Source organism: Propioniciclava sp. (genome assembly GCF_029977985.1).
Classification (GTDB): domain Bacteria; phylum Actinomycetota; class Actinomycetes; order Propionibacteriales; family Propionibacteriaceae; genus Propioniciclava.
Map to the genome: position 1 here is coordinate 23,496 of NZ_JARKOT010000059.1, position 11,125 is coordinate 34,620.

General features: G+C 73.1%; 11 protein-coding genes. 4 read left to right on the forward strand and 7 right to left on the reverse strand.

Features of this window, described 5'->3' with window-relative positions; translation table 11 throughout:
- Together Q1K57_RS03695 and Q1K57_RS03700 are read right to left on the reverse strand one after the other, a co-directional pair.
- Entirely contained in the window at nucleotides 1-438 is a 438-nt protein-coding gene (locus Q1K57_RS03695; protein ID WP_300079098.1) for a YdeI/OmpD-associated family protein, read from the reverse strand.
- Complete coding sequence (locus tag Q1K57_RS03700) at nucleotides 435-1,004, reverse strand: DinB family protein (protein ID WP_300079100.1); 570 nt, start codon at nucleotides 1,002-1,004, stop codon at nucleotides 435-437. The genes Q1K57_RS03695 and Q1K57_RS03700 overlap by 4 nt, the downstream gene beginning before the upstream one ends.
- A gap of 38 nt (nucleotides 1,005-1,042) precedes the next feature.
- Between Q1K57_RS03700 and Q1K57_RS03705 the strand changes: the two genes are divergently transcribed.
- Nucleotides 1,043-2,425, forward strand: coding sequence for a HAMP domain-containing sensor histidine kinase (locus tag Q1K57_RS03705; protein WP_300079102.1), 1,383 nt, complete (start codon nucleotides 1,043-1,045; stop codon nucleotides 2,423-2,425).
- A 9-nt stretch (nucleotides 2,426-2,434) separates the two neighbouring features.
- Here the strand turns inward: Q1K57_RS03705 and Q1K57_RS03710 are convergent, their stop codons facing one another.
- On the reverse strand, nucleotides 2,435-3,121 hold the full coding sequence (locus Q1K57_RS03710) for a response regulator transcription factor (RefSeq protein WP_300079104.1): 687 nt from the start codon (nucleotides 3,119-3,121) through the stop codon (nucleotides 2,435-2,437).
- A 198-nt stretch (nucleotides 3,122-3,319) separates the two neighbouring features.
- Here Q1K57_RS03710 and Q1K57_RS03715 point away from each other — a divergent pair, with 198 nt between their 5' ends.
- Nucleotides 3,320-4,489, forward strand: coding sequence for a trypsin-like peptidase domain-containing protein (locus tag Q1K57_RS03715; RefSeq protein WP_300079108.1), 1,170 nt, complete (start codon nucleotides 3,320-3,322; stop codon nucleotides 4,487-4,489).
- An 85-nt stretch (nucleotides 4,490-4,574) separates the two neighbouring features.
- Nucleotides 4,575-5,300 carry a DUF4118 domain-containing protein gene (locus Q1K57_RS03720; protein WP_300079110.1) on the forward strand — a complete coding sequence of 242 codons (726 nt, stop codon included), beginning with the start codon at nucleotides 4,575-4,577 and terminating at the stop codon, nucleotides 5,298-5,300.
- A gap of 9 nt (nucleotides 5,301-5,309) precedes the next feature.
- Here Q1K57_RS03720 and cysE read toward each other — a convergent pair whose 3' ends face one another.
- The 3 genes from cysE to Q1K57_RS03735 all read right to left on the reverse strand — a co-directional run bounded on the left by cysE (nucleotide 5,310) and on the right by Q1K57_RS03735 (nucleotide 9,399).
- The gene (gene cysE, locus Q1K57_RS03725; RefSeq protein ID WP_300079113.1) at nucleotides 5,310-6,107 is read right to left on the reverse strand and encodes a serine O-acetyltransferase; all 798 of its coding nucleotides are present in this window, start codon (nucleotides 6,105-6,107) and stop codon (nucleotides 5,310-5,312) included.
- 35 nt (nucleotides 6,108-6,142) lie between these two features.
- The gene (locus Q1K57_RS03730; protein ID WP_300079115.1) at nucleotides 6,143-7,621 is read right to left on the reverse strand and encodes a carboxylesterase family protein; all 1,479 of its coding nucleotides are present in this window, start codon (nucleotides 7,619-7,621) and stop codon (nucleotides 6,143-6,145) included.
- Nucleotides 7,622-7,740: 119 nt separating this feature from the next.
- Nucleotides 7,741-9,399, reverse strand: coding sequence for a gamma-glutamyltransferase family protein (locus tag Q1K57_RS03735; RefSeq protein ID WP_300079117.1), 1,659 nt, complete (start codon nucleotides 9,397-9,399; stop codon nucleotides 7,741-7,743).
- A 131-nt stretch (nucleotides 9,400-9,530) separates the two neighbouring features.
- On the opposite strand from Q1K57_RS03735, the gene Q1K57_RS03740 reads away from it, so the two are divergent.
- Entirely contained in the window at nucleotides 9,531-10,877 is a 1,347-nt protein-coding gene (locus Q1K57_RS03740; RefSeq protein ID WP_300079119.1) for a DUF2252 family protein, read from the forward strand.
- A 52-nt stretch (nucleotides 10,878-10,929) separates the two neighbouring features.
- Here Q1K57_RS03740 and Q1K57_RS03745 read toward each other — a convergent pair.
- On the reverse strand, nucleotides 10,930-11,125 hold a 196-nt coding region (locus Q1K57_RS03745), incomplete at its 5' end, for a hypothetical protein (protein ID WP_300079122.1).

An 11,125-nucleotide genomic window follows, 5' to 3' on the forward strand; every position in this document is an offset into this window, starting at 1 on the left:
TCAGGCGCGGAGCGTGGCGAGCGTGGCCGCCACGCGGCGGGCGCGGGTTTCAGGCTTCTTGGCGTCCGCTATCGCCTCGGCGGCCTCGCGACGCCGGGTGTGGCTCCACGCGTCCCACGTGGCGCGCAGCGCGGCGTCCGCCCCGAACGCTTCCGCGAGTTCCGTCGGCAGGTCGACGGTGCGCTCGGCCGTGTCGAGCGTGATGTCGAGGGTGTAGGTGCGGCCGGCCTCGACGCCGGTGAGGGCCCGGTTGGCCTTGGAGAGGCCGATGAGGTAGCTGCCGCCCATGGGCGCGATCGAGGTGCGCAGGGTGCCGTCGCCCACCCGGACCACCACCTTCGGCCGCTTGCCGCCGCCGAGGGCGAGAACCGCGTCCTCCGGCACCCTGAAGCCGGTGTTGGACGCGGTAATCTGCTCGGCCGTCAGATCGAGCTTCACGCCGTGCCCCCGATGTCGTGGACGTGGTGGACCAGGTCGTGGATGAAGTACTGCCCCAGCGTGCGGGCCGTGAACTCCGATCCGTTCGACCGGACGCCCCGCCAGTCCCACTGCTCGGGCGTCGGGGACGCCCACATCTCCTGGGCGGCTGCCGCGCGCTCCTTGACGAGGATCGCGGTGACGTGGCTGTTCGCCTGCCAGTACTCCTTCTCGGTGGCGGCGGCGTCCTGGTCCCAGTCGGGGAACTGGGCCCCGCGTCCGCCCGACTCGAGGATGAGCTTCAGCCTGTCGCTCATCACCTCCATGACGTCGGCGACGTGCTGGCCGTACTCGATCACCGACCACGTGTGCGGCTCGGGCCGGTGGCCGGCGTCCGGGCGCTCGACGGCGCTCGTGAACGCGGCGGCCGCCTCCGCGATGGACCGCGGGATCTGCTCCGGCTGCAGGGAGCCGGCTTCGAAGCCGCACTCGGGGCAGGGGCGCTCGAGGACCCACGTCCAGTCCTTCGTGTCGGGTGTGGCCGGTTCGGGTGGGGTGGTGGGGTGCTCAGCGGACACATCGCTCATGAGAGGCACCGTAGTCGGCGAGGGGGCATCATGCAGTCATGCAGCTGCGCGATTCGCCGGCCCGGCACGGGCTTCGCCGACAGGTCACCGTGCTCACCGGTGCCCTCGTCGCGGTGGCGTTGGTGGCCGGCGTCCTCGTCTTCGCGACGCTCCTCTACCGCGTGTTGGTGGGTCAGCTCACGTCGTCGGTGGTGTCGGAGACGGGCATCATCGCGGACGCCGTCGCCGCCCACGGTCCGGCAGCCGCCCGGTCGGTCGGCTTCGCGGCGGCGTTCGACGTGCAGTTGCTCGACCCCGACGGCAACGTGATGCTGACCACCTCCGGCCAGACGCAACCCCTGTCCCTGCTTCGGCCGGAGGCGGGCCTGCTGGTCAGCCAGGGCGTGGATGCCTGGTGGGTGCCGTTCGACACCGATCAGCCGATGCTCGTGGCGGTCGCGGGGGTTGACTACGACGACGCGACCTACACCGTGCTCGTCGGGACGCCCCTGGACCGGATCCACGACACGGTTTCTCTGACGGCGGGCGTTCTGCTGGCTGCCGTTCCGGCGCTGGTGGCGCTCGTCGCGGGGCTGTCCTGGTGGGTCGTGGTTCGGGCGCTGCGTCCGGTCGAGGACATCCGCGCTCGGGTGGAAGCGGTCACGGCGACCAACCTCTCCGAGCGGGTGCCGGTGCCTGCCTCGGGTGACGAGATCGCCGCCCTCGCCACCACGATGAACGGCATGCTGGCGCGCCTCGAGGAGGCCCGGGACGTCCAGACCCGGTTCGTTGCCGATGCGAGCCACGAACTCCGGTCGCCGATCACGGCGCTGAGCGGCGCGCTCGAACTGATGGCCGATGACCCTGCAGCGCAGTCGGGAAGCCTGGCGGCCCTGGTGCCGCTCGCCCGCGAGGAGACCGATCGGCTGCAGGGGCTGGTGAGCGGTCTGTTGCGGTTGGCGCGTGCCGATGCGGCCGGCGCCCTCCTGCCGGTGAGCGATGTGGACCTCGACGATCTGGCGCTGGCCGAGGTGACGCGACTGCGCGCCACCTCGGGGCTCACGATCCGCGCCGAGGTGCACCCGGTGCGCGTGCTGGGCGACGCCGGTGCGCTGGCACAGGTGGTCCGGAACCTCGCCGACAACGCCGTGCGGCATGCCCGGACGACCGTGGCGGTCGGGGTGCGGTTCTCGGGCACCACGGCCCGGCTGACCGTCGAGGACGACGGAACCGGCGTCCCTCCCGAGGAGCGGACCCGGGTGTTCGAGCGGTTCGTCCGGCTCGACGAGTCCCGCTCACGCGACGCCGGGGGCTCCGGTCTCGGGCTCGCCATCGTCGCCGAGACGGTCCACGCGCACGGCGGCACCGTGACCGTGGACGCGTCGCCCACGCTCGGCGGTGCCCGCTTCATCGTCGACCTGCCCGCGGGAGGCCCGTCCTGACGGGGAACCCTACGTCGCCCGCGGGGCGTCGTCGCGCAAGCGGTACCCCACCCCGCGCACCGTCTCAATGGACGCCGCACCGAACGGCGCATCCACCTTGCGGCGCAGGTAGCCGATGTAGACCTCCACGATGTTCGGGTCGCCGCCGTAGGCGGAATCCCACACGTTCTCCAGGATCTGGGTCTTCGTCACGGCCACCCCCGCGTTGCGCAGCAGGTATTCCAGCAGGCTGAACTCCCGGGGGGTGAGGGTGAGCGTGGTTCCGTCGCGGGTCGCCGTGTGGGCGGCCGGGTCGAGCTCGATGCCGGACGCAGTCAGCGTCACCGGGCGCGCACGGGTGCCCCGCCGCGCCAGCGCGCGCAGCCGCGCGCGCAGCACGACAAGGCTGAACGGTTTGGTGAGGTAGTCGTCGGCGCCGAGGTCGAGGGCGTCCTCCTGGTCGTACTCCCCGTCCTTCGCGGTGAGCATCAGCACCGGCGTCCACACCTCGCGCGCCCGCAGGTGTTTGAGCACGTCGTAGCCGTTGAGCCGGGGCAGCATGATGTCGAGCACCACGACGTCGTAGTGGTGCTCGAGTGCTGCGAACAGACCACCCGGACCGTCCCGCTCGACATCGACCACGTGTCCCTCAGCCGACAACCCTCGGCGAACGACCTCGGCGATCGCCGCGTCGTCCTCCACCACCAGCACCCTCATCGAGCCACCTCCTCCGTGACGTCGTGGCCGGCGAGGCGCCGCAGGCGGCCGCTCTCCAGCACGAGCTGGGCCATCGTCATGGGGGAATCTACGCCGGCGGCGTCCTGAGAGGGCGCTGAGCCCGCGTGCCGTCCTTCCCGTTCTCTCAGCGACCCCGGCGCAGGGTGGTGCTCGACAGCGATCCAGAGGAGGAACCCCATGACCACCCAGACCCCGTGGCCGACCTACCCGTCCACCGCCTTCGCCCCCGGCCCCGTGCCTCCTCAGCCCGAGCCTCCTGCACGACGACAGGGGTGGGGGAAGCTGGCGCTCGTGGGGCTCGCGGCCGGCCTCGCCGGCAGCGCGCTGACCCTCGGCGCCACCTCATTGATGACGCCGACGCCGGTTGTCGTCCCGACGCCGGTCGCGAGTGCCCCCGCGAACGCGGCGCTCACGGGCTGGGCAGACGTCGCGAACAAGGTGACGCCGAGCGTCGTGGCGATCACCGTCACGACCACCCAAGGCGGCGACGCCGGCTCCGGCGTCATCTGGGACGCCGACGGTCACGTCGTGACCAACGACCACGTGGTGTCGGCGGCGTCGACGGGTGGGCGCATCCGCGTCACGCTGTCGAACCAGCACGTGTACGACGCGACGATCGTGGGCACCGACCCGACGACCGATCTGGCCGTGCTCCAGATCACCGATCCTCCCGCCGACCTGACTCCCATCGACCACACCCGGACGCAGGTCGCCGTGGGCGACGACGTGCTCGCTGTCGGCAACCCCCTGGGTCTGTCGGGGACGGTCACGTCCGGCATCGTGAGCGCGGTCGACCGCCCGGTGGCCACCTCGGCCCAGTCCGGCACGAGCGGCCAGCCGGTCGTCACCGACGCGATCCAGACGAGCGCCGCCGTCAACCCCGGCAACTCGGGCGGCGCGCTGGTCGACGCCGCGGGCACGCTGGTCGGCATCAACTCCTCGATCGCGAGCCTGAGCCAGTCCAGCGGCAGTCAGGCGGGCAGCATCGGCATCGGCTTCGCGATCCCGACCAACGAGGTCGACCTGATCGTCCCGCAGCTCATCAGCTCCGGTGTGGCGCACCATGCCTTCCTGGGCGTGAGCAGTGCCGACGCCACGGTGGACGCCGACGGCGCCACCAAGACCGGCGCGGGCATCACGCAGGTCGTCGCGGGTGGGCCGGCGGCGTCCGTCCTGCAGGCCGGTGATGTCGTGACGGCCATCGACGGGCAGACCGTCACGGGCACGGAGTCCCTCGTCGGCCGCGTCCGCGAGCTGCCCGTGGGCCAGGACGTGATGGTCTCCTACGTGCGTGGCGGTGCGGTCCAGAGCGCGCAGGTCATGCTCGGGCAGGCGCCGCAGGGATGAGCCCACTCAGCCGCTTCGCGTGGACGCCTCGTGTCACCGTGCGCGTCCACGCCTGCGCTCGGGCCGGACGGCATGGCGTGGTGTCATGACCGGTCCGAGCCACCCGTCCGTCCGGGTGCGCCTCCTCGCCGTCGCGGTGCCCGTGGCCCTTACCTTCCTGGCGAGCGTGGTGATGCCCTTCCAGCCCGCCACGGTGGGCGTCGTCCTCGTCGCGGTCGTCGTGGCGGCCGCCGTCTTCGGCGACCGTCAAGCCGGCTGGCTGGCCGCCGTGGCCGGTGCGGCGGCGTACGACTTCTTCCTGGTCGTGCCGCACCACAGTCTCGCCGTGGACGCCCCGCGCGACATCGAGTTCGACCTTGCTCTCCTCGCGGTCGGCGCCATCGTGACCGAGGTCATCGTGGCCGGACGTCACATGCGTCGGCTCGCCGGCGAGCGTGGCACCTACCTGCGCGACCTGTCCGCTGTCCACGACGCCGACGACAGCTGGGACGACCTCCGCGACCGCGTCACGTCGCTGGTCGCTCGGCAGTTGGACGCCGACGAGGTCACCCTGGTCGCCGGGCCACCGTCCTCGGACGCCGCCGTCGTCACCGGCGACGGGCTGCTGCGGGTGGGTGCCCACCAATGGGATCCGGCGGCGTCCGGGCTGCCGACGGACCGCTATCTGGCCGTCCCGATCCGCCGCGGCGACCGGACCGTCGCCCACTTGCGCATCTCCTGCGCCACCCACGTCAGCCGGCCGACACGCGAGCAGCTGGGCGTGGTCGCCCTGCTCACGCAAGCGCTGGACACGCACCTGGTCGAGCCCTGACCGCGCCGCTCAGCCCGCGCAGTCGAAGCTCTGGTCCATCTCCAGGGCGGGGAAGGACTCCTTGGGGAACGACACCAGCTTCGCCGGCACGCCCGCGACGGTGGAGTGGGGCGGCACGTCCTCGAGCACGACGCTGCCGGCGCCGATCTTCGCCCCCTCGCCGACCGTGATGTTGCCCAGCACCTTCGCGCCGGCGCCGATCATGACGCCGCGGCCGACCTTCGGGTGACGGTCGCCGCCCGACTTGCCCGTGCCGCCGAGGGTGACCTCGTGGAGCATCGAGAAGTTGTCCTCGATGACGGCGGTCTCGCCGATGACCACGCTCGTCGCATGGTCGAACATCACTCCACGGCCGATGCGCGCGCCGGGGTGGATGTCGACGGCGAACACCTCGGAGATGCGGCTCTGCAGGAACAGCGCGAGCGCCGGCCGATGGTCGACCCAGAAGTGGTGGGCGATCCGGAACGACTGCACCGCGTGAAAGCCTTTGAAGTAGAGAAGCGGCTGCGAATACCCGCGCGTCGCCGGGTCGCGGCTCAGCACGGCCTGGAGGTCGGCGATCACCGACTCCTCGATGTAGGGGTCCCGCGCGAAGGCCTGGTAGGCGAGATCGAGCAACGTCAGCGCCGACATGTTCGCGGCGGACAGCTTGTGCGCGAGCAGCGAGCCGAGGGCGTCCATGAGCGAGCCGTGCCGCAGGATCGCCTCGTGCAGGAACCCGCCCAGGCAGGGTTCGCGGGCCGCGTCGCGCGCGGCTTCCTCGCGAATGGTCGCCCAGATGTCGGCGTCGGGAACTTGATCGGTCATGGCGTCCTCCGGTGGCGCGAGCGTGGGCTCACAGCCTAGACGGACGCCGCCACCCGCCGCTCCAGCGCGTAGGGGTCGGGTTCGGCGTGCGAGATGGTGTCGAACACCATCGCCGTGCGGTCGGGGTGCCAGGTGGGCCAGCCGACCCGATGCTCGGTGACGAACTGCACCCACGCGCCGTGCATCGCGTCGGCCAGCGCCTGGGGCGGCTCGGGGTGGCTGGAACTCGTGACGCGGTCGGCGCCCAGGCAGTCGAACACGAAGGGAAGTTCGGCGCAATGGCTCGCGAGCCCCGTGCCGGGGTGCACCAGGCGGAAGTCGTAGAGCCACGTGGGGCCGGAGCCGCGCAGGTCGGCCCACTGCACCATGTCCGTGCGGAAGGTGAGGTCGGTCACGAGTTGGCCCATGACGGAGGCCGCCCCTCCCGGCAGTGCCCCGTACGTAGCGAGGTAGTCGGCAGCGACAGGCGCCAGCGGCGTCCGGGCGAGCGCCTCAGCCAAGGAGCCGTCGGCGACGAGCGGCGCGAACAGCGCCCCCATCCCGGTGAACTCGTGGGCAGTGGCACCCATGAGGAGGGGCAGGTCGGCACCGACGCCGGCGGCCAGGGCGTCCGGGATGGCGGTGGTGAGCACCTCGCCGTCGATGGCCGGGCGGAACGCGAGCCCGCCGCGGAGACCGTCGCCGAGGAGGCCGGCGAGGGCGGCGTCGAGGGTATCGGTGGGAGGCGGGGTGGTCAGGGCGTCGGTGGCGTCGAGCACGGCGTCCTCGTCGACCGCGGCGAGGGCGTCCCGCGTCCAAGGGACGCCGAGCCGGTCGGCGAGCGCCCGGCTGGCGGCCTCGGCGGTGGCCCGGGGGGCGACGTCGAGCCCGCCCGACTGGACGATGGCGGCCGAGAACAGGCCCCCGGCCAGCGGTGAAGCGAGCAGCGCCCACACGGCGCCGCCGCCTGCGGACTGGCCGGCGATGGTGACGCGCCTCGGATCGCCGCCGAACGCCGCGATGTTCTCGCGGACCCACGTGAGGGCCGCGATCTGGTCGCGGAGGCCACGGTTGTGGGGGGCGTCCGGGATCCAGCCGAAGCCGTCGAAGCCGAGCCGGTAGCTGATTGTCACCGTGACGACGCCGTCGCGGTTGAAGGCGGCGCCGTCGTACCAGGGGCTGCTGGGCGAGCCGGCCTTGAACCCGCCGCCGTGGATCCAGACGAGGACGGGGAGGGCGGCGTCTGGGTCGCCGGGGGCGGGGGTGAAGACGTTGAGGTTGAGGATGTCGTCTCCGGGGTAGGACGGCTCGGGGATGGCCGTGACCTCACCGAAAGGCCGGCGCTGCGGCGTCGGGCCGGGGTGGGTGGCGTCCCGGGTGCCCTCCCATGCGCCGCGGCGCACGGGGGCGGCGAAGCGCAGCGCGCCGACGGGCGGTTCCGCGTAGCCAATGCCGTAGAAGGCCGCCGAGCCCCCGCGCCACAGGCCCCGCACGTCGCCCCCGGTGGTCGAGACGATGGGGTCCGTGGTGTCCATGGGGTCCTCCTTGATGGCAGGGTCGCGTTTTCGACATTGGGTTTGTGGGCACGTGCCACGAATCCCTATGTCGAAAAAGGTAGGTCACAAACGTGCACACGACGATCCCCATCGGCCGCTCACCAACCCGCGGCCACGCCGTCCGCACGCGGCTCCGAACCGGCGACCAGGGTCCCGCCCTCGAGGCGCCAGATGGCCTGGCCGCGTCCGAAGACGGCCGCGTGCGGCGCGACGGCGACGTCGTGCCCGCGGTCCCGCAGGGCGTCCACCACCGTGCCGCCGGCGGTGGCCTCCACGAGCACCCGCTCGCTCGCGGCGTCCCAGAACCACCGTGGCCGGCCGAGGGCGGTCTGCGGGTCGTCGCCGAGGTCGACGGTGTCGACCACCACCTGCACGTGGCCCTGCGCCTGCATGTGCCCGCCCATCACGCCGAACGGCCCCACCGGGTGCCCCCCGCGGGTCAGGAAGCCGGGAATGATCGTGTGGAACGGCCGCTTGCCCGGCGCGAGCTCGTTCGGGTGCCCGGGCTCCAGCGAGAAGCCGGCGCCGCGGTTCTGCAACGCGATGCCCGTGCCCGGCACGACGATCTGCGACCCGAACCCGGCGAAGTTCGACTGGATGAAGCTCACCAGTTGGCCCTCGCCGTCGGCGGTGCACAGGTAGACGGTGTCGGACGCCCGCGGGTCCACCGGGGACGGCGGCACGGCCCGCGTCCCGATGAGGCCGCGCCGACGCGCCGCGTGGGCGTCGCTGAGCAAGGCCGCGACGGGCACGTCGACGACGGCTGGGTCGCCGACGAGCGCGTGGGCATCGGCGAGGGCGAGCTTCACCGCCTCGACCTGCCGGTGCCAGGCGGTGGGGGTGGGCGCGGCGTCCGGGGACACGGGGCCGCCGGCGCGGCCGAAGCCCGCCACGTCGGCCGGGTCGAAGCCGTCGAGGATCCGCAGCGCAAGGAGCGCGGCGATGCCCTGCCCGTTCGGCGGGATCTCCCAGACCTCGTGGTCGCGGTAGGGCGCGGCGAGGGGCTCGACCCACTCCGAGCGGTGCCCGGCCAAGTCGGCCGCAGCGAGGTGCCCGCCGGTGGCGGCGGCGAACGCCACGATGCGCGCCGCCAGGTCGCCGGTGTAGAACGCGTCGCCGCCGCTCGCGGCGAGGGCACCCAGGGTGGCGGCGAGGGCGTCCGAGCGCCAGGTCTCCCCGACGCGAGGCGCGCGCCCGCCCGGCGCGAAGTGCGGCAGGAACCCGGACGCCGACGCGTCGGTCTCGCGGGCGAGGCGGTCGGCGCCGGCCCGGACGCCGCGCGTCCAGCCCCAGGCGACCACGGGGGAGACCGGGAAACCCTCGCGGGCCAGAGCGATCGCAGGGGCGAGGAGCTCGGCGAACGGCAGGCGTCCGAAGCGGGCGTGGAGGTCGGCCCACGCGCGGACTGCGCCCGGCACGGTGACCGAGGCCCAGCCGACGTCGGGCACGGCGACGAGGCCGAGGTCGCGCAGCGCGGCGGCGGTCAGGCGGGCGGGCGGGCGTCCGGAGCCGTTGAGCCCGTGGAGCCGGCCGCCGTCCCAGACGAGGGCGAAGGCGTCCGAGCCGAGCCCGTTGCTGCAGGGTTCCACGACGGTGAGCGCCGCAGCGGTCGCGACGGCGGCGTCCACGGCGTTGCCGCCGGCGCGGAGGATGGCCAGTCCCGCCTGCGCGGCGAGCGGCTGGCTCGTCGCGACGGCGCCGTTGCGGGCGAGGACGGGCTGGCGGCGTCCGGGTTCGGCGAGGGGGTCGAGGTGCACGGTGCCTCCTGCTGTGGTGTGGGGGCCTGGCTGTGCTGGCCTAGCTTTTCTGACAGAGCGATTCGTGTCACGTGCCAAGAAACCCTATGTCACAAACGTGACAGCCCCCGCCGCGGGCTACGCTCGCCCCCATGAGCGCCACCGCCCTCCTTCGCCACCTGGGCGAGATGGCGCCGCCGCGGCGGGATCCGGTGGCGATCCTGGAGGAGCAGAACCGGCACCGCCTCGCCGATCTCGTCGCCCTCAGGACGGCGCGCATGGTCGAGTCTCCGTTCGCCTTCGGCCGTGGGGCGGCGGCGATCATGGCGCACGACCTCGGACGCGCGCCCACGTCGGGCGTCCACGTCCTGTGCTGCGGCGATGCCCATGTCTCCAACTTCGGCTTCCACGGCGCCACCGAACGCTCGCTGCGCTTCGATCTCAACGACTTCGACGAGGGCGGCGTCGCCCCGTGGGAGTGGGACGTCAAGCGGCTCGTCACTTCCGTCCACCTGGCCGCGCACGAGCGCTCCCACTCGGACGCCGTCGCCACCGACGCCGCGCGGCGCGTCGCGCGCGCCTACCGCAAGGCCATTCGACGCCTCGCCGAGACGACCACCGCCGACCGCTTCACCACCCGCATCACCCCGAGCGACCTGCGGCGCCTCGCCTCCATCCGCGACGAGCGCCGCCGGCTCATCCGCCCCGCCGAACGCAACCAGACCGCCCCGAGCTCCCGCACCCTCGACCGTCTGGTCGTCGCCGGCACGAACGGCGAGCATCGCATCATCGACCAGCCGCCCCTCACCCGGCACACCGATCACCTGCGCAGCAAGGACGTCCGCCAGCTCTTCGACTCCTATCGCCTCGCCGCCGCGACCGAGGAGGTCCGCTACCTGCTGAGCGCCTACGAAGTCGTCGACCATGTGCTGCGCGTCGTCGGCGTCCGCTCGGTCGGCACCCGCTGCTACATCGTCCTCGCCGTCGATGCCGCCGGCGATCCACTGTTCCTCCAGGTCAAGGAGGCCACCCCCACGATCCTGGCCACCCATGGCGGCATCGACCAGCACAACCCGGCCCTCGGGCTTGGCCCCGACACCTCCGACGCCCAGCGCGTCATCGTCGCCCAGCGGGTCCTGCAGGCCTACCCCGATCCGTTCCTCGGCTGGACCACCGGTCGCGCCCGCGATCTCGGCAAGGGGAGCACCGTCGACTACTACTGGCGGCACTTCCGCGACACCCGCGGCGCCGTCGATCTCGCCCGGCTCGACGTCGACGGCCTCACCGCGGCCGCTCGCGTCTGCGCCGCCCTCCTCGCCCGCGCCCACTCCCGCTCGCCCGGGTGGGAACGCATCGCGGAACTCGGTGCCTCCGCCGGCAAGCGCCTCGACGTCGCGCTGGCTCATTTCGCCCAGCACTACGCCGGTGTCGTCGTCGCCGATCATCGGGCCCTCCGGGACGCCGCCGCCGCCGGCCGGGTGCCGCTCACCGCGGCCTGAGGGGTCCCGGCCTGCTTGCCCGGCCCGACATCTCGTCAGTGGCTCGCTCTGCTCAGCCGTGCAGCGCTGCGTCGGCCCGCTCCAACTCCTCCCGCGCTGCCTCGAGGGCGGCGGCGGCCTTCCCGGATGCCTTGCCCGCCTTGTCCCGGCGGGTGGTGGCCAGCCGGAGGTGCCGTTCGGCCTCGGTCACCTCGGCTTCGGCCGCGCCCAGCCGCTCGGCAGCCGCGGACGCCGCCTCCTCGGCCGCC